At 40.9% G+C, this 26986-nt stretch carries 22 protein-coding genes and 1 pseudogene; 11 read left to right on the forward strand and 12 right to left on the reverse strand.

Features of this window, described 5'->3' with window-relative positions; all coding sequences use genetic code 11:
- Nucleotides 1-28: 28 nt before the first annotated feature.
- Entirely contained in the window at nt 29-3316 is a 3288-nt protein-coding gene (locus tag LV85_RS02070) for a SusC/RagA family TonB-linked outer membrane protein (protein WP_111316543.1), read from the reverse strand.
- Nucleotides 3317-3788: 472 nt separating this feature from the next.
- Nucleotides 3789-5549 (reverse strand): OmpA family protein, encoded by a 1761-nt coding sequence (locus tag LV85_RS02075; RefSeq protein WP_211318365.1) that lies wholly within the window; start codon nt 5547-5549, stop codon nt 3789-3791.
- Between the two features lie 104 nt (nt 5550-5653).
- Here LV85_RS02075 and LV85_RS02080 point away from each other — a divergent pair, with 104 nt between their 5' ends.
- Entirely contained in the window at nt 5654-5872 is a 219-nt protein-coding gene (locus LV85_RS02080; protein WP_091695064.1) for a PspC domain-containing protein, read from the forward strand.
- Here the strand turns inward: LV85_RS02080 and LV85_RS02085 are convergent.
- From LV85_RS02085 to hisS, 3 genes are all read right to left on the reverse strand, one after another.
- Nucleotides 5869-6876, reverse strand: a complete 1008-nt coding sequence (locus tag LV85_RS02085) for a glycosyltransferase family 2 protein (RefSeq protein ID WP_111316545.1) — start codon at nt 6874-6876, stop codon at nt 5869-5871. The two genes, LV85_RS02080 and LV85_RS02085, sit on opposite strands and share 4 nt — an antisense overlap.
- Before the next feature lie 66 nt (nt 6877-6942).
- On the reverse strand, nt 6943-7278 hold the full coding sequence (locus LV85_RS02090; protein WP_111316546.1) for a YbaB/EbfC family nucleoid-associated protein: 336 nt from the start codon (nt 7276-7278) through the stop codon (nt 6943-6945).
- A gap of 42 nt (nt 7279-7320) precedes the next feature.
- Nucleotides 7321-8685: a histidine--tRNA ligase gene (hisS, locus tag LV85_RS02095; RefSeq protein WP_111316547.1), complete on the reverse strand. Its 1365-nt coding sequence runs from the start codon at nt 8683-8685 to the stop codon at nt 7321-7323.
- A 166-nt stretch (nt 8686-8851) separates the two neighbouring features.
- Here hisS and LV85_RS22145 point away from each other — a divergent pair, with 166 nt between their 5' ends.
- Complete coding sequence (locus LV85_RS22145) at nt 8852-8995, forward strand: hypothetical protein (protein ID WP_170125596.1); 144 nt, start codon at nt 8852-8854, stop codon at nt 8993-8995.
- Nucleotides 8996-9654: 659 nt separating this feature from the next.
- Here LV85_RS22145 and LV85_RS02100 read toward each other — a convergent pair.
- Entirely contained in the window at nt 9655-10164 is a 510-nt protein-coding gene (locus tag LV85_RS02100) for a metallophosphoesterase family protein (protein ID WP_111316548.1), read from the reverse strand.
- 69 nt (nt 10165-10233) lie between these two features.
- Between LV85_RS02100 and LV85_RS02105 the strand changes: the two genes are divergently transcribed.
- The 3 genes from LV85_RS02105 (at nt 10234) to LV85_RS02115 (ending at nt 13063) form a co-directional block, all read left to right on the forward strand.
- Nucleotides 10234-10632, forward strand: coding sequence for a rhodanese-like domain-containing protein (locus LV85_RS02105; RefSeq protein WP_111316549.1), 399 nt, complete (start codon nt 10234-10236; stop codon nt 10630-10632).
- Nucleotides 10629-11999, forward strand: coding sequence for an NAD-dependent succinate-semialdehyde dehydrogenase (locus LV85_RS02110; RefSeq protein WP_111316550.1), 1371 nt, complete (start codon nt 10629-10631; stop codon nt 11997-11999). The genes LV85_RS02105 and LV85_RS02110 overlap by 4 nt, the downstream gene beginning before the upstream one ends.
- Nucleotides 12000-12082: 83 nt before the next feature.
- Entirely contained in the window at nt 12083-13063 is a 981-nt protein-coding gene (locus LV85_RS02115; RefSeq protein WP_111316551.1) for a pyruvate dehydrogenase complex E1 component subunit beta, read from the forward strand.
- A 578-nt stretch (nt 13064-13641) separates the two neighbouring features.
- On the opposite strand, the gene LV85_RS02120 is transcribed toward LV85_RS02115, so the two are convergent.
- Nucleotides 13642-16152 (reverse strand): TonB-dependent receptor domain-containing protein, encoded by a 2511-nt coding sequence (locus LV85_RS02120; protein WP_111316552.1) that lies wholly within the window; start codon nt 16150-16152, stop codon nt 13642-13644.
- A 336-nt stretch (nt 16153-16488) separates the two neighbouring features.
- Between LV85_RS02120 and LV85_RS02125 the strand changes: the two genes are divergently transcribed.
- Together LV85_RS02125 and LV85_RS02130 are read left to right on the forward strand one after the other, a co-directional pair.
- Nucleotides 16489-17562: a sensor histidine kinase gene (locus LV85_RS02125; RefSeq protein WP_245942107.1), complete on the forward strand. Its 1074-nt coding sequence runs from the start codon at nt 16489-16491 to the stop codon at nt 17560-17562.
- A 259-nt stretch (nt 17563-17821) separates the two neighbouring features.
- A complete protein-coding gene (locus LV85_RS02130; protein WP_111316553.1) occupies nt 17822-18568 on the forward strand; it encodes a LytR/AlgR family response regulator transcription factor in 747 nt (248 codons plus the stop codon).
- 72 nt (nt 18569-18640) lie between these two features.
- Here LV85_RS02130 and LV85_RS02135 read toward each other — a convergent pair whose 3' ends face one another.
- Nucleotides 18641-19114, reverse strand: a complete 474-nt coding sequence (locus tag LV85_RS02135; protein ID WP_111316554.1) for a hypothetical protein — start codon at nt 19112-19114, stop codon at nt 18641-18643.
- A 262-nt stretch (nt 19115-19376) separates the two neighbouring features.
- On the opposite strand from LV85_RS02135, the pseudogene LV85_RS02140 reads away from it, so the two are divergent.
- A pseudogene (locus tag LV85_RS02140) lies at nt 19377-19853 on the forward strand (nucleoside deaminase).
- Between the two features lie 49 nt (nt 19854-19902).
- Here LV85_RS02140 and LV85_RS02145 read toward each other — a convergent pair.
- From LV85_RS02145 to ffh, 4 genes are all read right to left on the reverse strand, one after another.
- The gene (locus LV85_RS02145; RefSeq protein ID WP_111316555.1) at nt 19903-20316 is read right to left on the reverse strand and encodes a type II toxin-antitoxin system VapC family toxin; all 414 of its coding nucleotides are present in this window, start codon (nt 20314-20316) and stop codon (nt 19903-19905) included.
- Complete coding sequence (locus LV85_RS02150) at nt 20313-20561, reverse strand: DUF6364 family protein (protein ID WP_111316556.1); 249 nt, start codon at nt 20559-20561, stop codon at nt 20313-20315. The genes LV85_RS02145 and LV85_RS02150 overlap by 4 nt, the downstream gene beginning before the upstream one ends.
- 435 nt (nt 20562-20996) lie before the next feature.
- Nucleotides 20997-21395: a hypothetical protein gene (locus LV85_RS02155; protein WP_146260410.1), complete on the reverse strand. Its 399-nt coding sequence runs from the start codon at nt 21393-21395 to the stop codon at nt 20997-20999.
- Nucleotides 21396-21612: 217 nt separating this feature from the next.
- Nucleotides 21613-22956: a signal recognition particle protein gene (gene ffh, locus LV85_RS02160; protein ID WP_111316558.1), complete on the reverse strand. Its 1344-nt coding sequence runs from the start codon at nt 22954-22956 to the stop codon at nt 21613-21615.
- A 161-nt stretch (nt 22957-23117) separates the two neighbouring features.
- Here ffh and LV85_RS02165 point away from each other — a divergent pair, with 161 nt between their 5' ends.
- From LV85_RS02165 to LV85_RS02175, 3 genes are all read left to right on the forward strand, one after another.
- Nucleotides 23118-25529, forward strand: coding sequence for a glycosyltransferase family protein (locus LV85_RS02165; protein WP_111316559.1), 2412 nt, complete (start codon nt 23118-23120; stop codon nt 25527-25529).
- On the forward strand, nt 25516-26235 hold the full coding sequence (locus tag LV85_RS02170; RefSeq protein WP_111316560.1) for a class I SAM-dependent methyltransferase: 720 nt from the start codon (nt 25516-25518) through the stop codon (nt 26233-26235). Before LV85_RS02165 ends, LV85_RS02170 begins: the two co-directional genes overlap by 14 nt.
- Nucleotides 26236-26358: 123 nt before the next feature.
- A complete protein-coding gene (locus LV85_RS02175; protein WP_111316561.1) occupies nt 26359-26889 on the forward strand; it encodes an FKBP-type peptidyl-prolyl cis-trans isomerase in 531 nt (176 codons plus the stop codon).
- Nucleotides 26890-26986 lie beyond the last annotated feature (97 nt).

Here is a 26986-nt window from a genome sequence, read left to right on the forward strand (position 1 = left end):
TTAGATTGTCTTTTTCGACTACTTAGAATTAAAAGCTAAGATTTACACCGAAGGTATATCCTCTAGTAGTAGGGTAGTTTCCAACATCAACACCAAATGTTAAGTCAGCATTACCACCTACAGCAGGATCCAAACCAGAATAACCTGTAACTGTAAACAAGTTATTCGCAGAAGCAAAAACTCTTAGCTTTTCTAATTTCCATCTCTCAAGAAGAGTAGCTGGCATAGTATAACCTAGCGTTACGTTTTGCAATCTCAAATACGAACCATTTTCAACATAGAATGAGCTACCCACGTTTGATGTTGAAAAGTTTGCAGCCTTCTCTACAATTGGAATCTCTGCACCCAAATTTTGAGGTGTCCAAGCATCTTTCAAACGCTCAGAAATTGCAGCTCCTTCGAATGTAGAGTAGAAATCAGTAAACCATCTTGATTGATTCCATACTTCATTTCCAAGAGAAGTATACCAGTACATAGAGAAGTCAAAGTTTTTGAATCCTAAAGTAAAGTTTACACCACCTGTAAAATCAGGAACTGGAGATCCTAAGTATGTTCTGTCAGCAGTAGTAATTTCACCATCGCCATCTATGTCTCTAAATTTGAATCGACCTGGAGCAGCTCCTTCTTGAGTAGCGTGGCCAGTTACATCTTCATTAGAACTAAATAACCCTTCTACTTCATATCCGAAGAAAGAAGAAAGAGGCCTATTCAGTTGGTTTCTAATTGGCTGAATACCTCTATAACTAGGGTTTGCATTTCCTGATGTGATGTACTGCACATCATCAGCCAAATAAGTGATCTCATTTTTCAAGAATCCACCAGTCACATTTACTTCATAAGTGAATGCACTTGAAAGATTACCTCTAGTCACTACTTGGAAGTCAATACCCTGATTAAGCATCTTACCGATATTCACTGAAGGAGGAGTAGCATTATATCCAGCGGTTTCTGTAACTGGCAATTGGAATAAAAGATCTTTGGTGTCTTTTTTCCAGAAATCCACAATCACATCTAATCGACCGTTGAAGAACGTACCGTCAAAACCAATGTTTACAGTTTCAGCAGTTTCCCATTTTGCATCAGGGTTACCTAATCTTGTTCTTCTAAAACCGATAATAGCTGAAGTTCCGCTACCGTTGATATCATAAGAAGATCCACCGACATCACCACCAAATAATGAATATTGGTTATTAGGATCTACGTTATTGGAGTTACCCATTTGACCCCAACCACCACGGATCTTCAAATCATCCATCCAAGTAGCTCCAGAGAGGAACCCTTCAGAAGAAATTCTCCATGCTGCAGAGAATGCAGGGAATACACCATAACGGTTGTTTTCACCAAATCTAGAAGAACCGTCTCTTCTGACAACACCACTAAATAGGTACTTGTCATTGTAGGCGTAATTTACTCTAGCAAATAGGGATAGGAAGTTAACACCTTTGTATTGACCTGAATTCACCTGTCTAGTGGAAACTGGCAAGTTTGAAATCGTGATGTAATCTGGATCCGTAGAGAATGGATTCTGACCACTAGCACCCATATTTCTACCAGAGCCAGTGTTCAATGATTCCTGGCCTAAAAGAACATCAAAGGAATGTTTATTGAACTGCTTTTTCCAGTTTACAGTATTAGTGAAAGTATATCCAAAGTTGAATCCACCACCTTCATTGTATCCGAATGCAGAGTTGTTCTCCGCATTTTCATATTGAAGTCTTGAATAACCCCAACTGTAGAAGTTAGCATAATTGATACCAATAGATGAACGGAATACCAAATCCTCTATCGGTTCTACTTCAACATAGACATTACCGAAAGCATTTGCACTAAAGTTCCTGTTATCCACCAAGGCATCTCTTTCAGCTACTGGGTTTCTTGGATTATTAAATCCTGATGCCGCTGTACCTGCATATCCTCCAAACTCATCAGTGAGTGGGATTATACTTGGCATTCTGAAGGCACCTAAAATTTGGTTCTCATCCTGAGAAACACCTTGTCCTCCGCTTCCACCACCTTGGCCTAATACCTGACGGTATGTACCTTGGAAGTTTTCACCAATTCTAATTTTGCTGGTCACATCAAATTCAGAGTTAGCTCTGAAAGTCATACGCTTTAAACTATTATTTAAAAGAATACCTTGCTGATCTTGATATCCTAAACCTACATAGAAGCGGCTCGTCTCAGAACCTCCATTGACACCCAATGAATATCTTTGGATTGGTGCAGTTCTAGTTACTGCATCGTACCAATCAGTTCCTTCGCCTGTAGCTGCACGCGTAAGTTGGTAAACATCACCTTTAGTTCTATCCACATTATACCAAGCACTCTGCTGTTCAAGTTCAGCTGCAGATAACGGACCTGGCTGTCCATAAATGTTAGAAAGGTCACCATTAGATGCTTGGGAAATTTGGCTTATATAGTAAGGCATAACTGGTGTAGTCCCATTACCAAACTGAGGATGCGAATAATCAGGAGCTTCATTATCCACAGCTGCTTGGTTTGTTTCAGCCAACCAAGTGTATGTTGCATAATCCTGAGGATTCATCATATCCAAGCCTTTGCCTGGATCAGTAGCACCAAACATAGCATTAACATCAACTCTTAATTTCTGATCGCCTCTTCTTCCTCTTTTGGTAGTGTAAATAATTACACCGTTCGCTGCTCTCGCACCATAAATAGAAGCAGCTGCAGCATCTTTCAATACTGTAGTTGATTCGATATCATCTGGGTTAAGGAAATCAGTTGTTCCTACCGGTACACCGTCCACTACATACAGTGGCTCATTACCTCCAAAGGCTCCGAAACCACGAATACGCACAATAGAAGAAGTACCAGGCTGTCCGTTTGTCACTACAGTCACACCAGACACACGACCTTGAAGCGTCTGCTCGATATTACCAGTAGGTATTACTGACAGATCTTTGGGATCTACGGTGGCAATCGCACCGGTTGTTTCTCTTCGGCTATCAATCGTATAACCAGTTACTACCATCTCAGTAAGAGTCCTTTCGTCAGGAGCCAATTTAACATCGATGATACTTCTGTTTCCTACAGGTTGTTCAACTGCAGAATAACCAATAAAGGAAAAAACTAAAACGGCCTGATCATTCGGCACATTAATAGAGAATTTCCCGTCAATATCCGTGGCTGTACCAGTCGTGGTTCCTTTGACTAGAATAGTCACACCAGGCAATCCAGTATCATACTCGTCCAGCACAGTACCAGTAACGGTTTTTTGCGCAAAGGCAGCCGCACCAGTTAGGACTAAGAGCACTAGTAATGCACTTAGATTTTTGTAAATATTTTTCATAAACATAGATAGATTGGGTAACAAGATTAATTTCAAAAACTTGTCTTTGTAATATGTTGTCGCAATCGATTGCGATCTTGCTCAAAACAACTACAGGGGTTATCTCCTGAACTCCAGGATATTTTTGCAGCTATACCGCGGCTTTTTTAAAAACCAACATTGAGAAACCTTTAGGTTTGAGAGCATCGGAAGATGCCTGGGTGAGGGCGCACTTCTTCTAAGTAGAATAGGTCATAGGCAAATATTTTGGGTTACATAATTGTACTAAAGTATCAATGTTAAAGATTCTAAAACAAAATTCAAACGCAAACGCTAAAATTAAATTTGGAAATTTTTTAGGCTGATTGCACTAATTCGCACCTTTTACATCAATTACAGCATTATATTACTGTTTTTGCTGACTTTACCCCAAAATTGAAATAATCCTATTTTGCAATAATTACTTACCTAATTAGGTGAATTATTAAAAAACTGTTACTTATTTTTCATTATTGGTAACGGAAGGTCTAAATATTTGAAAAAATTCTTCAGAGGATCTGATTTCTTCAAATATCGGATCCACCAAAGCTTTCTGATAAATTAATTCACTCGCGTGGATTGCCTTATCCAATTGCAACAAGGCAACTTCCGTTTGTCCACTCTCTGCAGCTATCATAGCCAAGCCATAAAAGCCATAACCATAATTCCTCCCTACCATTACTGACTCCTCAAAGGACAAGCTAGCATTGCCATAATCATCCGCTAGAAAATAGGCCAATCCTTTATTGAAAAAATCCTTTGGCTCGGAATAAGGGTATTCAAAACGTAAAGTAGCCAGCTTGTAATCACCCCTCATGATATCCAAAGCCCCTCTCAAACTTTCATTGTATTTCAAAAAATCCTGATTCCGTGTCAAGACTGAGGCATCGGAGAGTTTTTTATACGCATCCCAGGTTTTTCCTTGCAACACCAGAATCTGCCCTTGATTATGTAACACATAGGGATCTGTGGCTATTTTGGATGCTTGGTAAAGCAGAGCATTCGCCTCTTTCCAAAGCAAATCCTTTGTCACTTGATCTAGCGTTCGCTGAGCGAGTCGCATCTTTACTACTGCCAAATTATTATAAGGAATCACAGAGCTGAATAACTCGGTCATTTTACTGTATATCTTAGCTTTATCCTCGAGTCTTGGAGATGCCTCACCAGCAATCGCCCAATCAGCTAAATCTAAATCAGAATTTGCCGTATTTTCATTGAGCGCCTTTTGCAACAAAGCAGTTTGCGCTTGGTTAAGACCTGGAAGCGGCTTCGCTACCACTTCAATTTTAGCAGCTCTAAGGTTCGGAAATAAATCATTGGCTACCTGATTGAAACCTGAAATCTTCTTTAATGCTTGGGTTTGGGTCTGATAATCCGATCCGTCTAGCAAGACAGCATAATACTGATCTTTCCGCTGCGTAGAGAGCTTTTCATATTCTCGTAATTGAAGCCGGAAATCAAACCAATCATTCCATCTAGATTTTATTTCAGTTAGGCTATCTCTGAGAGAAACATTGGCCCCTTCCAGCATACGCTTCACTGCTTCCGCCCTATCCATTCCCAGTTTGCTGCTGCGCCCTTCGGAACTTTCAGGAGATTGAGTCCCCGTGATCCTAAAGGACAATACCGTTGAGTTTTCAGTCAAAAATGCTTTCAAGTCTGCAATAGCCTGCTCATTTGCAGCAGTCATCTTTATAGCTGAAGATCCTGTATTAAACTTGATCAAGAACTCTCTGGATCGGGAGAGGTCTGTATCCATGGCTCCTGTAGAAATAAATAGTCCTACTTGCGGGATGGGCTCATCAGGATTAACATTACCAATTTTCGCCAGCAGTGGCGTGGTAATAACCCCTCGGGCAAGAATCTTTTTCTGATGGGGCTCCAGTTGTTCTTTTTTGCCCTGAAAAAACTGAGCTTCCAAATAGGCCCCTTCCATCCAAGGCTCGTATGCTAGAATGAAAGATTGATTGTAAGAATATTCAGCCACATTCTTGGTCAACTCCAGCTCTTCAAAAAGCATAGAATTCTCCGATGACTTTAGAAGTAACTTGACGGTGGGGTTTCTCGGGCTAAAGGCAGATTCGATAGGAATACTGCCTTTCACTTCAAATCGAACCGAATCTCTAAAGAACTCAAGCTTGCCCGGAATCACTTTGGAATCTTTCAAAAAATCAGTTTCGGGCACCATTATTGAACTGCAAAGTAGTGGCAATAAAAGCATTAAAAACAAAACAGGATTTTTCTTAAACAATTGATCTAACATTCTTATTTATTAATTCACGAGACTTTTTTCTTAAATTTACCGCAACGAACTCACCTATTACCATGGAAAAGCTGAAAATATTCTTTGAAGAGAGAGCCTTTGGGGTTTGCTCACGCTTAGGTGAAAAGCTCAACTTCCCTATCGACAGCATTCGTTTATTCTTTATATATGCCTCATTCGTTACGATGGGCTCACCAGTGATCTTATATGTGAGTATGGCAATGACAATGAAAATTAGAAAGTTCTTTAGAAAAAAGAACAACCCAGTACTTTTTGATTAAAGCTGATCATAGCTCTTTTTACCTAATACCTTCCAATTCCAAAAGACTAGTTTCACTTTCCCCTGTCTTTTCACCTCTATTCTTCCATCCAAGTTTGGCTGGAATTTCTCAATAGAATTCTTTTTCAATCTAAAATCTCGATAAGCATCTAGTACTGCTTTCGAAAACTCCTTTTTGCCCTGACTCACAAAACTCATCGCGGCCAGATGCTCTAACAAAGATTTGACCAGAAATATCCTGAAAAACCTTGAGGAAGTCTCATTCTTATAAATCATGCTCAGGCTATTTCGGATATTCAGGTACATTTTCTTAGGACTGGCCCTATCCAAGGTAGCTCCTCCAAGATGATACACCTCCACTGAACCATTATATGCTATTTTCCAGCCTGACTTCCGCATGCGCCAGCAAAGATCTATCTCCTCCATATGCGCAAAAAAATCTGAGTCAAATCCCGACAATTCATGGAAAACTGTAGCTCTTACAACCATACAGGCACCTGAAGCCCAATCCACATCAATCGTATCATTGTAGCTCCCTTGGTCTTTCTCTATGCTATCCCAAATCCTACCTCTACAATAAGGATAGCCGTAAGCATCCAAAAACCCTCCACCAGCACCTGCATAGTCAAATGTGTCTTTGGATTTCCAGGATAGGATTTTGGGTTGAAGAGCTGCATAATCAGGCTGAGCTTCCATCCAATCAATGAGAACCGAATCCCAACCTGCGCTCACCTCCACATCAGAATTCAACAGAATGTAGTAATCGTATTGGCCTTGGATCTGTGCAAGCCCTTCGGTATAACCACCAGCGTATCCAAAATTCTCTGTCAGTTTGATTTGCTGAATCTGAGGATAGTTGGTGTCTAAAAAATCAATCGAAGCATCAGTACTCGCATTATCTACTACCCATAGATCAAACTGACTATGCATACAAACAGAGGGAAGAAATGTCTTTAGCATTTCTTCCCCATTGTAATTCAGTATGACGATGGCACAGGATTTCATGTGATTTTAATTATTCTACGGTCAGATATCTTGCCTCAAACCCATCTTTCTATGACAGACTCGGTCTCAACCAAACATTCCACCCAGATCCATTCCAGGGATATTTGGAATCATGCCTTCCGTAGCGGATTTCATCTCAGCTTTGATTTTTACCTCGATAGCAGTCATCGCAATATTGGTAGCCGCCACGATCAAATCGCTTAGCATCTCCTTATCCTTTGGTGAGAGAAGTGAGTCGTCAAACTCTAAGCTCACCACTTTTCTATCACCATTCACAGTCACTTTCACCATGCCTGCTCCAGATTCACCTGTTGCAGTTAGATACACCAGTTTAGCCTGCGTTTCTTTAATTTTTGCTTGGGCTTCTTTCACTTTGCCCATCATGCCCATTATATCAAACATATTTTTTGTATTAAGATCTTGTCACAGATTATGATTTCCAATTTACTTTAATCGCTCGATTGCTTCCTCCAAACTTAGGCTTTCTTGAGCCCCAGTCTCTAGATTTTTCAAGGCTATTTCATTTGCTTCAATTTCTGAATCACCACAAATCCCAACAAACGGAATAGCTTTCTTGGAAGCAAAGTCAAGTTGCTTTTTCATTTTAGTCAGATCAGGATAAAGCTCTGCCTTGATTCCAGCTGCTCTAAACTTCTTCAATAAACTCAAAGCGTAGACAAATGCTTTCTGATCAAAGTGAGTCAACAAAACTTTGGTGCTTTGGATACTGTCATCTGGAAATAAGTCTAGCTCCTCCAACACATCGTACAAGCGATCTACTCCAAAGGAAAAACCAACTCCAGACATCTTCTCCTTAAGTCCGAAATTTTCAGTCAAATTATCATATCGACCACCACCACTGACGGATCCAATGGAGACATGGTTCACTTTAACCTCGAAAATCGCTCCTGTATAATACGAAAGTCCACGAGCCAGCATGATATCCAAATCTACAAAGTCCAGATTTTCACCCATTCCTGTCAAGATCTCAAATACTTCCTCCAACTCAGTTACTCCCTGAAGTCCAATCTCACTCGTAGCAAGGAATTCCTTCAGGAAACTCAGCTTCCCTGCTTGGTCAGCTTCCAACTTCACAAGCGGAGCTAATTTCTCTATAGAATCAGCCGCAAAGCCTCGCTCGCTCAATTCTTCCTTGACTTTCTCCCAACCTATTTTGTCTAGCTTATCTATAGCTACGCAAAGTGGTGCTTCTTTTCCAGCTTCACCAATTGCCTCAGAAATCCCAGTCAGAATCTTTCGGTTATTCAGTTTGATGCTGTAATCCTTCAGTTTCAATTTTTCAAAAACAGCTCTGATCATCAGGATAATTTCTGCTTCGCAAAGCAAGCTATCCGTCCCTACCACATCTGCATCACATTGATAAAACTCTCGATATCTGCCCTTTTGCGGGCGATCCGCACGCCAGACAGGTTGAATCTGAAAACGCTTGAAAGGAAATGTCAAATCATTTCGATTCATCACGACAAAGCGAGCAAAGGGAACAGTTAGGTCGTAACGGAGGCCTTTTTCAGAGACTTTAGGCAAAGTTTGTTTGTAGCCATTTTGCAGATCCACTTCCCCTACATTCTTCAGGTAATCACCACTATTCAAAATCTTAAAAAGCAGTTGATCTCCCTCATCACCATATTTCCCAGTCAGTGTATTGAGGTTCTCCATCGCAGGAGTCTCTATCTGATTGAAGCCAAAAAGTTGAAAAGTACCTTTGATAGAATCGAGAATATAATTTCTTCTGGCCATCTGAATGGTTCCAAAATCTCTGGTTCCTTTTGGCAGACTTGGCTTTTGCATAGCTTGTTTTTTGGTGATTAGCTGCCAAATTTATTCAAAAAAAAGGAAACGCCCCTTGAAATGGTGGAAGTCAAAGAATTAAATCCCAAATTAATTTAGGCTAAAAAGAAATCTTTATTTACTTTTGCGACTCGTTTCGAAACAATACTATTAAAAATATACGACCATGGCAGTTACTACACTGAAGAGAAAGCTTAAAAGAAAAAGACAAACTCAGACCACACGTGTGATTAAGATCAAGCAATTGTCTGCTCAGCCTGTAATCAGAAACGTGGACGTTGAAGAGCTTAAGAAGTCTTTCGCGAAATAATATTTATTTCAGCAAAAACATAGAAGGCGGTCATTTGATCGCCTTTTTTCGTTTATTTTTTTTTATAACTGCGAGGAGGTCGCAGACTGTTTCGCAGAGAGCGCTGTTCGTTACTACTGAAGTTATTTTAAAACAGGGTAGTTCCCCCTCTTTTAAAGGGTAAGGGGGATTTTGGTTTTTTAGAACAGGAAAAGTAATCAGTAAAACCGGAGTCTCTTACAAAAAGAAATCCTCGTAGTTGTCCTGCTTCTCCAGAAGCTGGACTTTAATTTTATCCCTCGATCTTCGACACCTCTCACTTTTCACTTCTCACTTCTCACTTCTCACTTCTCACCTCTTATAATCAACTAAACTAAAGAACTGCTCACTGCGACTGACCACTGTTGTAGCTGAGACCGATCCCGATACGCATCCAGACTAAGGGCACCTTTAACTTTTCACATCTCACCTCTCACTTCTTACCTCTTACATACATACACTAAGAAAACAGGACACTGTCCTACCAACCACTGCAACTGAAGACTAAGAGCACCTCTCACTTTTCACATCTCACCTCTTACAATCACCTAAACTAGAGAACTGCTCACTGTGACTGTAAACTGTGACTGACCACTGTGACTGTAAACTGAAACCATTTCTCACTTTTCACAACTAACTACTCACAAAACCTTCCCCCTCTTCCCCAATTCCACCACTCGGAGATTTTTTATTTGCCCCGCGTCCAAATCAAAAAGCAACATCGTTCGCATCACATGAAAACCATGCTGACCTATGGCTCCTGGATTCATGTACAGACAGTTTACCGCCTTATCGAATTCCACCTTGCAAATATGTGAGTGCCCACAAATGAAAAGATTAGGAGCAGATTCTTTGATTTTAGCTTTGATGCCCGTAGCGTAGCGGGGAGGTTTGCCCCCGATGTGTGTCATCAGCACCTTCACTCCGTCTAGCATGAATTCCTGCCACTCAGGATAAGATTGCTGCATTGACTTATCATCAATATTCCCAAAAACTGCCCGTACAGGTTTCCCCGCGGGTAAAGCATCCATTACCTCAAAACTCCCAATATCACCTGCATGCCAAATCTCATCTACTTCTTTTAAGTAGGAAAGCGTTTTGCTATCTATATAACTATGAGAATCTGAGATGAGAGCGATCTTGGTAGGCATTTGAACTTAATCTTGCTAAATTTTCATTTCAATATGGATCAGCAATATTTCACATCAAACTCATAAACCATGAAACTTCAAAAATTTCTTTTCATTCTACTAACGCTCGCTTTCTTCAAAATCGACTTTAGCCAGGCTCAAACTTCCGAAGTCAAAGCGCTTAGTGCGGCAGATTTTGAAGGATTAATGAAAAACAAAGGCGCTGTACGAGTAATCGATGTGCGTACCCCAGACGAAATGGCTGATGGACACATTCAAGGCGCGATAAATCTTGATTATAAAAATGACAATTTCAAAACTGAGATTGCCAAGCTACCAAAAAACAGAACCTACCTACTCTATTGCAAAACAGGTATACGTTCTGGAGATGCCTCTGCTGCAATGAAGGCAGCAGGATTTACTCATCTCTATTCTTTGGACGGAGGAATCGAGGCTTGGCAGGAAGCAGGAAAACCCATAGAAAAATGACACTTATCAAATCAATCAACCCATATTCAGGAGAATTACTAGCTGAATTTCATCCATTGACTGGAAAAGAAATTGAGGAAAAGCTAAGCGCAGGATCAGTTGCGCTTTCGATGTGGAAGGAAACAGATTTTGCAAAAAGAGCGGAGTTGATGAACAATGCCGCAAGGGTACTGAAAGACAACCGAGATAAATACGCCCGAATTATTTCTTTGGAGATGGGAAAAGTACTCAAAGAATCTCTCGCCGAGGTAGACAAATGTGCTTGGGTATGCGAATACTATGCAGAGAGGGCCGCAGACTTTCTTAAGGCTGAACCCATAGAATTGCCAGATAGCAAAAAAGCGAAGGTTATCCATCAACCACTTGGAATTATCCTGGCCGTGATGCCTTGGAATTTTCCATTTTGGCAGGTATTCCGCTTCGCTGCCCCGACCTTGATGGCCGGAAACGTAGGCCTGTTGAAACACGCTTCGAATGTCCCTCAGTGCTCCTTGGCAATCGAGGAAGTTTTTACACTCGCGGGTTTTCCTGCGGGAACTTTCCAGAGTCTTTTGATTGATTCAAAAACGACTACCAAACTGATCGAAGACGATAGGATCAAGGCTGTCACACTCACCGGTAGTGAAAAAGCTGGTGCATCAATCGCAGCGGCTGCAGGAAAACAGATAAAAAAATCTTTGCTCGAACTGGGAGGCTCTGATCCATTCATCGTCCTTAAAGATGCTAACATTAAAAAAGCAGCTGAAACAGCCGTGAAATCCAGAATGCTCAACTTCGGTCAAAGCTGTATTGCTGCCAAGAGATTTATCATCGAGGAGGATGTGTATGAGGAATTCCTCGCACTATTTGTTGAGCATTTCAGAAATCTGAAACAAGGAGATCCAATGGATGAAGATTCTGATTTCGCCTGCATGGCAAGAGCGGACTTGGCAGAGGAACTGTACAAACAAGTGGACAAATCTATCAAGGCTGGTGCCACCTTACTTTACGGAGGAGAGAAATCAGAAGAAGGCTCGGCTTTATTTCAACCTGCGATTTTAGCGGACATTCCCACCACAGCTCCAGCTTACTATGAAGAGCTTTTTGGACCTGTAGCAACTATTTTCAAAGTGAAAAACCAGGAGGATGCTATCGCATTAGCCAATGATTCTGAGTTTGGATTAGGCGCATCTATATGGTCCGAAGACAAGGAAAAAGCCGAACACTTGGCAAGCCAAATTGAAAGTGGTGCAGTCTTCATAAACTCCATGGTAGCCTCCAATCCACACCTCCCTTTTGGGGGAGTGAAGAAATCTGGATTCGGCAGAGAATTGAGCAGATATGGGATTTTAGAGTTCGTTAATTCAAAAACAGTGTACTTGGGCTAAACAATCAGGGATTAAACGGCCTTAATTTTTGGTTTTGGCCAATTCCTTTCTATTTTTACGAGCCAAATTTTAGTCATAAACTAATGAGAGAAATACAGTTTCGTGAAGCCCTCCGAGAGGCATTGTCCGAAGAAATGAGACGCGATAAAGACGTTTTTTTGATGGGCGAAGAAGTCGCTGAATACAACGGAGCCTACAAAGTATCCCAAGGGATGCTGGATGAGTTTGGTCCAGACCGTGTATATGACACTCCTATCGCTGAGCTTGGTTTCTCTGGGCTGGCTGTTGGTGCTGCGATGAATGGCCTCAAGCCTATCGTCGAGTTCATGACCTTCAACTTCTCTTTGGTAGCTATTGATCAGATCATCAACTCTGCAGCTAAGATGCTTGCTATGTCTGGTGGAGCATATAGTGTACCTGTAGTTTTCAGAGGTCCGACTGGTAATGCTGGTCAGCTGGGTGCTACGCACTCGTCTAATTTCGAAAACTGGTTTGCTAATACCCCAGGTCTGAAGGTGATCGTTCCTTGCAATCCTTATGATGCTAAAGGCTTATTGAAGGCCGCCATTCGTGACCCTGATCCAGTGATTTTCATGGAATCAGAAGTGATGTATGGTGACAAAGGCGAAGTGCCTGAGGGAGAGTATTTACTTCCTATTGGAGTAGCTGATGTGAAAAGAAAAGGAAAAGACGTTACTGTGATTTCCTTCGGGAAAATGATGAAAGTTGCACTTCAAGCTGCCGAAGAAATGGCAAAAGAAGGCATCGAAGCTGAAGTCATTGATCTTCGTACAGTGAGACCTATCGATTATGCTACATGCGTGGAATCTGTAAAGAAAACCAATCGTGTAGTCATCGTAGAGGAAGCTAACCCAATTGCAGGTATTTCATCTGAATTGACTTATCACTTCCAGCGTTATGCCTTTGATTACCTAGATTCTCCAGTGATACGTGTAAACTCCATGGACATTCCTTTGAGTTACTCTCCTACTTACATTGAAGCTACTTTGCCAAATGTGAAGAGAACCGTAGATGCAATCAAGAAAGTTTGTTATAAAGACTAGTCAAACATATTCTATATTTCAAAGCCCGACTTCATTTATTTGAAGTCGGGCTTTTTTGTTTCTAATTGTAATCGTGCTTCGAACTAAAAAAGGATCGGACGCAGTCAATAAACTACATTAGCTAGGCAATAAGCCTGTTCGCCGACCAGGAAGGTCTTAAGACTTATTCCAAGAAATCAGCTGTTAATCGAAAGGTGCAGCGTGACTTCAACTTCGCTACCAATGACAGATTGATTTGAGGACATCAAAAGCTGGTCAGTTCGAGCACCCGAGAGACGGGAGTCTAGAGGTTCGAGAACCTTTCGATTTCGAGACTCTCGTCTCTCAAGTGCTCAAGGTGACCATGGTTATGGTTCCAAAACAAATTACTGTCATTTCATTTTTGTATGCTCAAAGAATAGTTAATACTCAGTTTGGCAACCTATAAACCAATCCACTACACAAAACGAAGCACCTATACTCATCGCATAGCCTCTTGCTCTCAGTAGGCTTAAAAATCACCGAGCATAAAAAAGCCCGCCCTTAGTGAAGGACGGGTTTTTTCTCTTGTAACCCAATCTACTATTTACTGTCTTTAATTATTTGTTTTGCTGCATTTCAGCGCCTTCGCTTCCACCACCTTTTAAGTCATCGTTATTCACCGATTTCTTCTTTCTGGTTTTCTGGTCAACACTTAGCTTACCGATTCTGTAGCTGAAGTTGATTTTGAAGTTCATATTACGCATGATGTTCGTGCTATTCTGAACGATTGTAGGCGTGATGATTTCATTTTTCATCTTGAACTCCTTGGTAAAGAAGTTATCTGCACCGAATCCAATGGTTCCTCTTTTCTCATCAAACTGCTTGTTAAGGCCAATTCCGTACATGTAGAATCCACCAGAAGTACCTTGCAATTGAACTCTATTACCTCTAGCAAAAGTAAAGGCCTGAACCTGCCAGTCTTTAGGAAGAGTGTAGTTACCAAACATTCTACCACTGACAACAAAACCTTCATTAGAAGCTGCGTACTTTGGATCTGTAAGACCATTGTCCAACATCGCATAGTATGCATCCACACTACCGTTCAAGGAGAATTTATCTCCCAAACTGATATTGGTAAAGATGTTAGTACCTACCGCTCTTTCGTGTCCGATATTATCATAACCAGTATAGATCACGCCATCTTCTGCTACAGTTCTCACGGATTGGATCGAACCTGTCGTGTTTCTAAAGAATCCTGAGAAACTTACCATAGTATTTTTGAAGAAAGTACTATAACCTAACTCATAATTATCAGTGAATTCTGGATCCAAGTCTGGATTACCCTGAGAAACCTGAAGCGGGTTTGAAGCATCAATATTCGGATTCAAATACCTTAGTGATGGACGAGAAATTCTTCTGTTGTAAGAAGCCTTGATCATATTGCCATTACTTAACTTTCTACTCAAATTCAAACTTGGAACTAGTGTTCCGTAGGCAGGAATATCAGCAGTAGTCGTTTCAGTTTTGAAATCGGCATTGATTGTTGTGTATTCGTATCTCAACCCTGGCTTGATAGTATAATTCTTCAAGAGTGTAGCTGTATAAGAAACATAACCTGCTGTCACGTTCTGATCATAGCTAAACTCATTACTCAAGTTTGGATTCATATCCTCTACATAATCACCCTCTGCTCCATCTGCCTGAAAGTAAGCAAAGTCAGAGTATGCTTTTCTCAAAATATTCTTAGCTCCATATTCCAAAATTGATTTACCATCTTTTCCTATAGGCTCTACAAAGTCAAGCTGAATTGTAAACTCTTCGTTCTTGCTAGGGTTGTCATTCTTCAATCTTGAATCAATTGTAGACATATCTTCTTCAAAAAGTGTATTCACAAAAGAATTCTCACCATTGTTACTGCTATACAAGGTCAAAACGGAGATCTCTTTCCCTTTCTTCTCAAAGGTCTTAGTGTAGTTCAGGCTGACATCTACTGAATTTGAATTGTCTTTGGTATTTGTCTCCCTGAGTGCATTTCTCATCAAATTCCCATCTACATAATTCTGAGTCTGGAAGTCATTTTGAGAGTTACTTCTGTTTCTGATTCCAAAATTGACTGCGGCAGTTAAGAAGTTATACTTATTAACCTCGTAATCAACGCCGAAATTATATCTCCCAAAAAGGTAATTACTCTTCGTATCTGCACTTTGAATTACTGAAGATATTGTCCCATCATCATTCGTAGTCATTTGAGTGTTTTCAAAACTTCCGTTGACATTGTAACCTGCTCTACCATACCCACCTAAGGTAAATCCGAATTTACCTTTTCTAGCACTGGCGTTTAATCCAAAATCAGAACCTCTCAAACCAGCTCCTGTACGGATATTGGCAGACATCCCCTGAAGGTTATTCTTTTTAGTAACAATATTGATCACACCAGAAGTACCTTCTGCATCATACTTGGCAGAAGGAGATGTGATTACTTCCACTGCTTTGATTTCGTCTGCAGGGATTTGCTTTAGTGCATCAGTAATGCTGCTTGCCGCAATTGCTGAAGGTCTTCCATCAATCAACACGGTAATATTGCTGGATCCTCTCATGGATACATTGCCGTCCAAATCAACAGAAAGCATCGGTACTCTTCTTAGTACATCTGTACCATCACCACCGGCTGTAGTCTTATCGTTCTCTGCTTTGTAGATCGTACGATCCACACGCTCTTCGATCAAATCTCTCTGACCTTGTACTGTCACCTCCTCTAGTGCTAGTCCTTCATCAGACATTTCAATCTCACCAATATTCACATCACCTGTCTTAGATACTACTTGTATTCCGCTTACAGTTTTTGTTTCATAGCCCAAAAAGCTGATTTTCAAATCATAAGACCCCGGATCCATTCCCGTGATGATGAACTTACCGTCTCCATCGGCTACGGCTCCAGCGACATTAGTGTCACTTCCTGCAGCATAAAGTGCAGCAGTAGCATAAGGAACTGCCTCTCCAGTTTCTACATCTTTGGCTACACCAACGATTTTGGATGGTGAGGTTACTTTCCCTGTCGTCTGCTGGGCCATCAGGCCAGTGGTGCTGATCAGAAAAAGAACTGCGATAATGTTAAATAATTTTTTCATTTGTAGTAGATAGTTTCTCAATTGGATTGGTGATTGAAAGTTGACTTTTGTTTCTCTGAAGCCCCTTCTTGTTCACCTGTTAATTTCGATATATTGGGCCTCGTGCTTATTGATACCCCAAAACAACAGGGTTTGTTTCGCACTTTTTCTGGTAATAGACAGAAGCGGTAGTTTCGTCGACAAACAGCCCTATTCATCGGACAAAAAGGAAATTCTAACCGACGAATGGTTTTATCTGCTGATATAGCCTATTGGTAGTCAAATCTGCCTGATTCGCAGATCATATTTTATATATAACGGTGCATTGCTTTAGTTTGGATACTGAAAATCAGCTATATGATCAATTTAAGTCCCAAAAGAAGCGTATCGATTCTAGTCCACATTCTAGGCTGGTCCATGCTCAGTACAGTCCTATTACTACTCTCCCCACTCTCCTGGAGGGTGGATATACCAGTTGAATTCTGGGTGAGACAAGTATTCATGGCACTACTACTTGTTGGTATATTTTACTTCAACATGCTATGGTTTGTGCCTAAGGTATTATTGAAAGGTAAGCTTGCAGTATATTTTCTAACGACCGTCCTCGGTGTAGTGCTGTTTGTAGGCATCCTTATATATGCAGACAATTTTCTACATCTACCCGAATTGATACACAAGGCTTTCAATCCAGACAAGCCTTTTATTCCCAAGCCTAGACGGATATCTGGAGATATATTCAACATGATGCTATACCTGTTGACTATTGGTATAAGTACCTCCGTGGCTTCTGTGCAGAAATGGCAAAAAGATGAGTCTCTTCGCAGGGAAATGGATCAGCAACGTATCAACACGGAACTTTCTTACCTGAAAGCGCAGATCAACCCTCACTTCTTTTTCAACACACTCAACAATATCTACGCATTGACGAATTTGGATGTAAAAAAAGCTCAGGAAGCTCTTTTGAAACTATCCCGAATGATGCGCTACGTGCTGTATGAAAATCAGAAAAACGAAACCCTTCTAAGTAAAGAAGTCAGTTTTATCAATGATTATATAGAGTTGATGAAAATGAGGTTATCCGAAAAAGTTACACTCAATATTTCGGTAGATGAGCCAAAGGATGATCTGATCATTGCCCCTATGCTTTTACTTCCATTTCTGGAGAATTCCTTCAAACATGGTGTAAGTAGCCAGCAGCAAAGTGAGATTATGATCAAATTGGAAGTGATGGGCAACACGGTGTTTTTCGAAACTCGAAATCATATCTTCCCTGTGCATGCCGAAAGCCCTGAAGCTAAAGAAAATGGCATTGGTTTAGTGAATACTCAAAGAAGATTGAGCCTGCTCTACCCAGACAAACATCGCCTAAAATTTGGTAAAGATGAAGCCAAACAAGAGTATTGGGTAAATCTTACAATAAACCTCGAATAAAATCGAGCCTGACTTAGGCAGACATAAGTCAAGCGTCACAGGCTGAGACATCCCTATTGTTATTGGGAAAGATTTGCTAGATTCCCCATCCAACTGGAGTCAGCCGGGCTGGCATGTGGCAAGTGAAAATCAAATTATATTCACATGAGATCGAGCGTGTCAAATTCGGCACACAGAGGGGTAATTAATCATCGTGCGAGATTCTCCCTAATAAAAATCGGGAAAGTCTAACTGACCATTAAAAAACAAAAACACACTGATGAAACTTAATTGTGTAGCCATAGACGATGAACCACTAGCACTGGAATTACTCAGTAAATTCATAGAGCAGACCGCCTTTCTTAACTTAATCGGCAAGTTTTCAAATGCGATTGAAGCCTTGGGCTTTATCAATCAAAATGAGGTACAGCTTGCATTTATGGACATTCAGATGCCGGACCTCTCTGGTATGGAACTGGCCAGGGTACTGGATGGTAAAAAATCTTCAGACAAAACCAAAATCATCTTTGCCACAGCTTACCATCAGTTTGCGATTGAAGGCTACAAAGTGGAAGCGCTTGATTATCTACTGAAGCCTTACAGTTACGAGGATTTTTTGAATGCTGCGACTAAAGCTTTTTCTTACTTTGAAAAGCAAGCACAAACTAAATCTGAAGCTACTACTAGTATTGATACCGCTGCTCCTGAATATATTTTCCTAAAAGTAGAATATCAGTTAGTGAAAGTGATGCTCAAGGATATTGGGTATGTAGAGGCCTACAAGGATTATGTAAAAGTGCATTTGCTCTCCAAGCCCAATCCCTTACTTTCTTTGACCAGCTTGAAAAGCATGGAGGAATTACTGCCTTCAGATAAATTCATGCGAGTTCACAGATCCTACATTGTGGCGCTGGATCATATCGACTCTGTATCGAAGAACGTGATCCAAATAGGAAAAAACCATATCAGCGTGAGTGATAATTACAAGGATGCTTTCTTGGAGTTTATGAGTCGGTGGATGAATTGAGTTGGTTTTGATCAAAAATAAAGGGCTGTTTTCTAAGTGAAAGCAGCCCTTTATTAGTAGCCTTGGCTTGAATCAATTAGTTTTTAGATAAACCTCTTGGCTCGTGCAAAAAGCATTTGGTGGGCACATGAATGAAAGCTGCGTATAATCCTCTTCAATTGCATAATCCGCAATAAACTCATTCCCATCTGAAAGCGTTAAATCTGCTTTTGGCATGTAATAGATATCAAAGAAATTCATCGTGTATGATTCCTTCCATTCTAAAGTGACTTTTTCATCGACTATTGTATAAGTACCATTGAAATAGGACCTATAGCCTAGTATTTCATCCTTACCTGCTTCAGTGGTATAATTTTCAGCATAAAATGTACCGTCAGATTTTAAATTCAGCGTATTAACTAGATCGAGTTTTCCTCCTGTCATTTCAATTTCAACAGTAGACACATATTTACCTTCTATTCTTGAATTTGGAGATGGCTCCTCCACATCTTTACAGCTGAAAAGAATTAGAAGTAAAGCGATTAATGGCAACAGTTGTGTTTTCATAGTGGCAAGTGATTTAACTAAAGATAAAATTTGCTTAGAATAAAGATAAAGAAAAACGGAATTTTAAACTATACGGAGAGCAATCTATAAACGCTACAGTCAGGTTGTAATTTTTTTTAAAGTATTATTTCAAATCGGCAAAAATCACATCAGCGTAAGTGATAATTACAAAGAGGGATTCTTGGAGTTTATGAGTCGCTGGATGAATTGATAAAAGACTTCATTTTAGTAGCTTGCTTTGCAAATCATTCTTTCAGCTCTCATGACCGAAAAACAAAAGCAATTTATGCAACAAGCGATTGACTTGGCCCAATCAGGCATGGAATCCGGGAACGGCGGACCATTTGGATGTGTGATAGTCAAAGACGATCAAGTGATAGGAAGCGGCAGTAATATGGTCACCAAGACCTTGGATCCAACTGCACATGCAGAAGTGGTAGCTATCCGAAACGCCTGCAAAAACTTAAATCATTTCCAATTGGAGGGCTGTGAATTATATACTTCATGCGAACCATGCCCTATGTGCCTCGGGGCGATCTTTTGGGCTAGGCCAAGTAGAGTTTTTTACGCATGTACTCATGAGGATGCATCAGCTGCATGATTTGACGATTCTTTTATCTATCGAGAAATACAAGTAGCCCCTAATGCTCGCCAGATTCCTATGCAAGGAATGATGCGCGAAGAATCTCAAAAGGTCTTTGAACTCTGGAAGTCCAAAGGAGATAAGATATTGTATTAAGAGACTGATTCTTAGAATTTACGAGTCGGAGGAAGAGTAAAAGAAAAATTTATCTTTTGCTACTCAAATATTCCTCAGCAGTCATCGCAGGCAAATTAGAGTTCTTAAAATCTTTCCCATTTCGAGTAAGGATGATAGAGCTATTAGCTTGTAAAGCCGTGAAATACTGAACAGCATCTTCAAAATCACTGAATTCAGAGTTCAATCCTTTTTCAATTGTTTCCTCATCGACAGCACACACCTCACAAAGTATTTTGAACATTCTAAGCTTCTTCAAAACCGAATCTGACGATTCATATTTGCTGAGTACGTAATCTACAGTGGTAAATGAAAGTGGGGAAACAACTAGGGTGATTTTCTTTTGATCTGCCAAAGTTGCAATCTTAGCAATGGATGCATAAAAAGGATCTCTCTCTCCTAACAGATCCAAGATCACATTGGTGTCTAAAAAAATCCTGCTCATTTGTGTTTTTGATCCAAATAGTCAGCACGGTCCTTTTTATAGTCGTAGTCAGCAGGAATTTTAACACCTGAAGAAAGACTTTTCACAAAGGGAGAAATCTCCAACTCACCCGTAGGTTGGTCAGAAGTTAACGAATTCAGATAATTCTCAATCAATCGAGACAAGCTCAACTTCTTGTCAGAAGCATAGATCTTGGCTTTTTCTATTACCTCCTGATTGAGCTTTAAAGTGAGTTTGGTGTCCATAGTGAAAGTTCAATACGTACTAATATATAAATATTTGTACGTAATTTAAAAGCAATGGATTTGTCTTTTGATTTTACTCCTCATCGGTTACATAATAGGTATCACCAAAATTACCTACAGATCCTGCTGTACCGTTAGGCAAAGCGCTATTTAGGCTGAAATAATAGAGCCGTACCTGACGGCACGGTTGACTTGAATTACAATCATATTTCTACCCTTAGTTCGTCCCTGAAGAGACTTATATACCTCAGGAGAGCGAAATTCTAAACAAAAAAATTAATTAGTGAGAATTACGTCTGACGATCTGAAGCTTTGCTAAGCAGATGATTTAGATGCATAAACATATTGCCAAACATGTACTTGACATAAAACACATAAGCTAATTTATACACTGAAACTGCTTTTTAGCCAAATGCTAGATAGATGCTGCCAGGATTATATAAGCTCTGTAAAATTGACTTCATCATCAATCAAGTTTGCAAAATGAGAGTCTGAAAAAATAAAATACTTTGGATTAAGAAAATTTATAACGCAATGGTCGAAACCTTCACCAATTTTCAAGTTGCCAGTATAAAAGGCGTAATGACAAATGTCGCCTTCCTTAAAATTGTGGGCAATTACACTTATTAGGTCACTTTTATTCTGCTGTGTCATTTTCAATTTAAAGTCTTCGTCTAAAAACCTTTTTATAGAAAGTCCCTTTTTATTATTCGTATTACTCAAGTCATGAAAGTCAACTGGCAAATTAAACGAAAATTCAATTAAAGAATCTGTCTGACAGGCGTCAATTACAGTAAGTGTTTTATTGAGATATTCTTTATCTGTGAATTTCATGTTCAGCATATCAGTCAATTATAGGTGTCAGCAATTTATATCAATTAGCAATTAGCCGATTAAATTAATCATTCTAAAAAGGCTATCAATTAAATGCCTTTGACTTCGCTCCGCCTGACAACTACAAAACTCCAGCGTCCTCCGCGTTTCCCTCTGTGCCCACCGCGGTAAAAAACTCATAAAAAGAAAACCCGATCTCGCGACCGGGTTTCAATTTCTATCTTCTTCCTCCCATACCTGGAGGAAGCATCTTGCCCATGGCGGCTTTGGCACCGCCCATCTTGTTCATCTGCTTCATCATCTTGCGCATATCCGCAAACTGCTTCATAAGGTTATTCACCTCCACGATAGTTCGCCCAGATCCCGCAGCAAGTCTCTTTCTTCTACTTCCATCGATCAGATCTGGATGCTCACGCTCGGCAGGAGTCATGGATCTGATGATCGCTTCGATAGGCTTGAAGGAATCATCGTCTATATCCATTCCTTTCATGGCTTTGCCCATGCCAGGGATCATCCCAAGCAAGTCCTTGATATTACCCATTTTCTTCACCTGCTCCAGCTGAGAAAGGAAATCATCAAAGTTGAAATTATTTGTACGGATCTTCGAATTGATACGCTTGGCTTCATCTTCATCAAAGGACTGCTGTGCTCTTTCCACCAAGGAAATCACATCACCCATTCCTAGGATTCTCTGCGCCATACGATCTGGGTGGAATACATCCAGATCTTCCATTTTCTCTCCTGTAGAGATAAACTTAATCGGCTTATTGACTACATGACGAATGGAGATCGCAGCACCACCTCGTGTATCACCATCGAGTTTGGTCAGTACTACTCCGTCGAAATTCAAACGCTCGTCAAAGGTCTTCGCAGTATTCACCGCATCCTGACCAGTCATGGAATCGACTACAAAAAGTGTCTCAGATGGATTCAAAGCCTTTTTCAAAGCTTCAATCTCATTCATCATCACATCATCCACTGCCAGACGGCCTGCTGTATCGACTACAACTGTTTTCTTACCGGTTTTCTTTGCATAAGCAATCGCATTGTTAGCAATATCCAAAGCATTCTTGTTCTCAGGCTCAGCATATACCTCTACGCCGATCTGCTCGCCCAATACTTTCAGCTGATCTATCGCCGCTGGACGGTAAATATCACAAGCTACAAGCAATACCTGACGACCTTGCTTCTTCAGGTGCGCACCCAGTTTACCCGTAAAAGTGGTTTTACCAGAACCTTGAAGACCTGAGATCAAAATAATTGAAGGATCGCCAGAGATATTGATATCCTCTTTCTTTCCACCCATGAGCTTCGTCAGCTCTTCTTGGGTGATTTTGATCAGCAATTGACCAGGAGAAACAGAGATCAAAACATCTCTACCAAGCGCTTCAGTCTTGATCGTATCAGTGACTTCCTTGGCTACTTTATAGTTAACATCGGCATCGATCAAGGCTCTTCTGATCTCCTTAACGGTCGTTGCGACGTTTATTTCGGTGATTGTCCCGGTTCCTTTCAGTGTTTTGAAGGCCCGGTCTAATTTTAAACTTAAATTATCAAACATTCCTGTAGGTGGCTATTTGCTGCAAAAGTAATGATTTTCATCAGGGATAGAAAGGAGTCTTACATCTATTCTAGCTTGAGACTGCCTATTTTTGTAGATGGGGTTTGCCTATAAATCCCTAATTTGCGTTCCCAACAATTATCCAAAGAAAAACTCTTTTCATGCAGCTGAATTTCAAAAAAGACCTGCTCCCACATTTGGTGGGAATCGCCATTTTCTATGCTATTGTAGTCGTTTATTTCGCTCCTGTAGTACTCCAGGATCAGGTGATCATGCAAGGAGACATTCTAAAATGGGAAGGCTCCGCCAAGGAAACCATGGATTTCCGTGAAGCCACTGGGGAAGAACCATTGTGGACCAATAGTGTTTTCGGGGGGATGCCAGCCTACTTTGTGAGCCTGAAATTTGCCGGAGACATCACCAATGCCTTAGTATCTGTTATCACGCTAGGCCTCCCACATCCCGTCAACAGCCTATTTCTCAGCATGGTCGCCATGTACGTTTTAATGCTGACATTCGGCGTCAGGCCGGTTTTTGCGATCATTGCCAGTGTCGCCTTTGCGATGAGCTCCTACAATCTCCTGAGTTTGGCAGCAGGTCACAATGCCAAAATCTGGGCAATAAGTCTGATGCCAGTGATTTTGCTGGGAATTCACTTGGCATTTAATAAAAAACGATTGCTAGGTGCAGCCATATTAGGCCTTGGACTTCTCCTACAACTGAAGTTTAACCACGTACAGATCACCTATTACACCCTGATTATTTCGATGATTTATGTCATCGTAAGACTAGTCATTGACTGGAAAAAAGAAGGCTTGCCACAACTCGGAAAAACCATTGCTTTTCTAGCATTAGGAGCTGTTTTGGCAGTTGGAGGAAATATAGGTAGACTGGCAACAGCACTGGAATATGCTCCCTACTCCACCCGCGGGGAAGCAACATTGGAATCAGCTTCAGCTGGATTGGACAAGGATTATGCGTTCTCATGGTCTAATGGCAAGCTTGAAACCCTCACCCTTTTGGTTCCCAATTTCTACGGTGGCGGAAGCAGCACGCCTCTTGGCAAAAACACAGCTTCTGAAAAAGCCTTGCGAAGCAATGGACTAGACCCAGGCCAAATCAACGGTTTCTTACAAGGCGCGCCTACTTATTGGGGAGATCAGCCATTCACTGGTGGACCGATATACGGCGGAGTAATCCTGATATTCCTTGCCTTCATTGGAATTTGGGCTGCCCCCAAAGAAAGTCTTTACACCTTTGGAGCTATTATCATTCTTTCTATCCTACTCTCCTGGGGAAAAAACCTGAGTTGGTTCAATTACTTTCTTTTCGACGTACTTCCTGGTTACAATAAATTCCGAGCAGTTTCTATGGCGCTAGGAATGACACTTTTTGCCATTCCGACTTTGGCAGCAATCTCTCTGGAAAGGTTATACCTAAGCAAAGATTTCAAACCTTTATACATCGCTGGAGCATCTATAGGTGGATTATTACTTCTGCTTGCGATCGGTGCTGGTGTATTCAGATTCGAAGGTGCAGCTGATGCTGGCTTACCCGATTGGTTGATCAATGCTATCCGTCAGGACCGTAAAGCCATGCTTTCTGCAAGTGCATGGAGAAGTTTGGCACTAGTAGCTGCTTCATTTGCCCTGATATATTTTGCCCTGAAAAACAGAATCTCAGACATAGCGCTGGGACTTGGGATTTTCGCCTTGGTGACCATAGATCTCTGGACAGTCAACAAACATTACCTGAATGACAATTCTTTCCAAGGGAATCCTAGCAGAGCCTATTTCGCAGAAACTCCCGCAGATCAGGAAGTAGCCAAAGACGATTCATATTTTAGGGTGTTAGACCTTACCGAAGGATTGACCGCAACAGGAAAATCCTCCTATCGCTTCCATAGTCTGGGCGGCTACCATGGTGCTAAAATGCGGAGGTATCAGGATCTATTGGACAATAGATTGAATGCTGAGTTAAGTGAATTTGTGAAAAAAGCGCAAGAAGGAGAGTTTGATTTCGCAGGAATTCAGACAATCAATATGATGAATACGAAATACATCATCGCTGGAACCGCTGCCAATTCAGTGTTCGAAAACCCTGAAAGCAATGGGCCAGCTTGGATCCCTTCACAGGTGGTGAGCGTGCAGACCAATCAAGAGGAAATGGATGAGTTGGGAAGAATAGACACCAAGACCCAAGCAACTGTAAACAGCCGGGAATTTGGCAAAATAGCTGCTGGTGCTGGTCAAATCACCCATACGTCCTATGCTCCCAATGAATTGAAATACCAAGCAGAGATGAGCAAAGAAGGCTTGGCTGTATTCTCAGAAATCTATTATCCTGTAGGCTGGACAGCCAGTATTAATGGAAAAGAAACCGAGATATTACGAACGGATTACCTACTCCGTGGATTGATTGTTCCTGCTGGAACTCATGAGATTGTTTTCAAGTTTGAACCTACAAGCTACACTGCCACCAAAACACCAATGATCATTTTCCAATACCTCATCGTATTGTCACTGATCGCTGGATTGTTTTTCACGATCAAAGAAAAGAATGAAAGAGGATAAGGACAAAGTCGTAAGTTTTTATGACCAGTTTGCCGAAAAACAGGAAAAGACGGGAATAAACTCCCGCCACTTAAATATCCTCGACAAGGTAAAGGCTGCCGGATTGAATGCTAATCACAGCATTCTGGAAGTGGGTTGTGGGATAGGAACAGTGAGTCATTTGCTTGCCAATCAGGTAAAGCAAGGCGATGTGCTGGCAGTGGACATTTCACCAGAAAGCATCACAAAAGCCAGCTTGCTTTGGAAGGATCAGTCCAACCTGAAGTTTGAAGTTTCGGACATGTCCGACTTCGACAAGGAAGGAAAAACCTATGATTTCTTTGTGTTTCCTGATGTACTGGAGCATATCCCTGTAGATCAGCACCAGCGCCTTTTCCGAAATATCCACAAGCATGCTCATCAAGATTCGGTGATATTCATACACATCCCTGCTCCGAGATACTTGCAGTGGATGATAGAAAATGAACCCCAAAAACTCCAAGTAATAGACCAGCCTTTGGACTCCGGAGATCTGATAAAAAGTATCACCTCAAATGGCTTTTACCTTGAAAAGATGGAAACCTACCCGATTTTCTTCGAAGAAAAAGATTATCAATATTTTGTATTTAGAGCTTCCAAGCCATTATTCAAATCTACTCCGAGAAGCAAATGGGAGGTTTTGAAGGAGCGAATTAGCATCAGATTAAAACACGGAATTATTAAATAAGAATATACAATTGAGTATAGCGGGTAGACTCACTTAGAGCTCAGATTATTTATAATACTAGATTTCTCCCAATAGCCCCTATAATCATCGAAGGGATGACCATAAAAAATAAATTTGTAATAGATGAAAATAGCAGAAAACACAGTCGTCGGACTCACATACGAACTCAAAGTAAGCAAAGAGGCTGATGAAATAGAATCAGCTCCATTCAGCGTGGAAACCCGTGATTCGGAAGATCCATTTTATTTCCTTTTCGGCGCAAGTGACTTGCCTGAGAAATTTGAGGAATTACTTCTCGGCAAAGAGCAAGGAGAAGATTTCTCTTTTGTAGTACCCGTGGCAGAAGCCTATGGGGAGATTGATGAGGATTTGATAGTTAATTTACCCAAGTCACAGTTTTCGGGAGAAAATGGCTTTAATCCAGAGATGTTACAAGAAGGAAACTTCCTGCCTTTGATGGACGAAGATGGCTATCCTATGCAAGCCAAAATTCTAAAAGACTTGGGAGAAGAGGTTCTCTTGGATTTCAACCATCCTTTGGTGGGATTTGATTTACATTTCGAAGGAAACATCGAGGAAGTTCGTGAAGCCACCAAAGATGAGCTGGCCCATGGACACGTGCATGGCGCTCACGGAGCACATGACGAAGAGTAGTAATATGTAAACTGTAACTATTGGTAATTGTATTTATAGTAAGAGGTAAGAGGTAAAAAGTTTGACCACTTACCTCTTACTATTTAATTGTGCTACT

The sequence above is a fragment of the Algoriphagus chordae genome (assembly GCF_003254055.1).
Lineage (GTDB): Bacteria > Bacteroidota > Bacteroidia > Cytophagales > Cyclobacteriaceae > Algoriphagus > Algoriphagus chordae.

Coding starts and splice junctions, on each gene's coding strand:
- LV85_RS02175 (WP_111316561.1), top strand. CDS start 26,359: ATGAAAATAGCAGAAAACACAGTCGTCGGACTCACATACGAACTCAAA.
- LV85_RS02100 (WP_111316548.1), bottom strand. CDS start 10,164: ATGCCTACCAAGATCGCTCTCATCTCAGATTCTCATAGTTATATAGAT.
- LV85_RS02125 (WP_245942107.1), top strand. CDS start 16,489: ATGATCAATTTAAGTCCCAAAAGAAGCGTATCGATTCTAGTCCACATT.
- LV85_RS02105 (WP_111316549.1), top strand. CDS start 10,234: ATGAAACTTCAAAAATTTCTTTTCATTCTACTAACGCTCGCTTTCTTC.
- LV85_RS02150 (WP_111316556.1), bottom strand. CDS start 20,561: ATGGACACCAAACTCACTTTAAAGCTCAATCAGGAGGTAATAGAAAAA.
- LV85_RS02120 (WP_111316552.1), bottom strand. CDS start 16,152: ATGAAAAAATTATTTAACATTATCGCAGTTCTTTTTCTGATCAGCACC.
- ffh (WP_111316558.1), bottom strand. CDS start 22,956: ATGTTTGATAATTTAAGTTTAAAATTAGACCGGGCCTTCAAAACACTG.
- LV85_RS02145 (WP_111316555.1), bottom strand. CDS start 20,316: ATGAGCAGGATTTTTTTAGACACCAATGTGATCTTGGATCTGTTAGGA.
- LV85_RS22145 (WP_170125596.1), top strand. CDS start 8,852: ATGGCAGTTACTACACTGAAGAGAAAGCTTAAAAGAAAAAGACAAACT.
- LV85_RS02135 (WP_111316554.1), bottom strand. CDS start 19,114: ATGAAAACACAACTGTTGCCATTAATCGCTTTACTTCTAATTCTTTTC.
- LV85_RS02170 (WP_111316560.1), top strand. CDS start 25,516: ATGAAAGAGGATAAGGACAAAGTCGTAAGTTTTTATGACCAGTTTGCC.
- LV85_RS02085 (WP_111316545.1), bottom strand. CDS start 6,876: ATGAAATCCTGTGCCATCGTCATACTGAATTACAATGGGGAAGAAATG.
- LV85_RS02110 (WP_111316550.1), top strand. CDS start 10,629: ATGACACTTATCAAATCAATCAACCCATATTCAGGAGAATTACTAGCT.
- LV85_RS02080 (WP_091695064.1), top strand. CDS start 5,654: ATGGAAAAGCTGAAAATATTCTTTGAAGAGAGAGCCTTTGGGGTTTGC.
- LV85_RS02155 (WP_146260410.1), bottom strand. CDS start 21,395: ATGAAATTCACAGATAAAGAATATCTCAATAAAACACTTACTGTAATT.
- LV85_RS02070 (WP_111316543.1), bottom strand. CDS start 3,316: ATGTTTATGAAAAATATTTACAAAAATCTAAGTGCATTACTAGTGCTC.
- LV85_RS02165 (WP_111316559.1), top strand. CDS start 23,118: ATGCAGCTGAATTTCAAAAAAGACCTGCTCCCACATTTGGTGGGAATC.
- LV85_RS02090 (WP_111316546.1), bottom strand. CDS start 7,278: ATGTTTGATATAATGGGCATGATGGGCAAAGTGAAAGAAGCCCAAGCA.
- LV85_RS02115 (WP_111316551.1), top strand. CDS start 12,083: ATGAGAGAAATACAGTTTCGTGAAGCCCTCCGAGAGGCATTGTCCGAA.
- LV85_RS02075 (WP_211318365.1), bottom strand. CDS start 5,549: ATGCTTTTATTGCCACTACTTTGCAGTTCAATAATGGTGCCCGAAACT.
- hisS (WP_111316547.1), bottom strand. CDS start 8,685: ATGCAAAAGCCAAGTCTGCCAAAAGGAACCAGAGATTTTGGAACCATT.
- LV85_RS02130 (WP_111316553.1), top strand. CDS start 17,822: ATGAAACTTAATTGTGTAGCCATAGACGATGAACCACTAGCACTGGAA.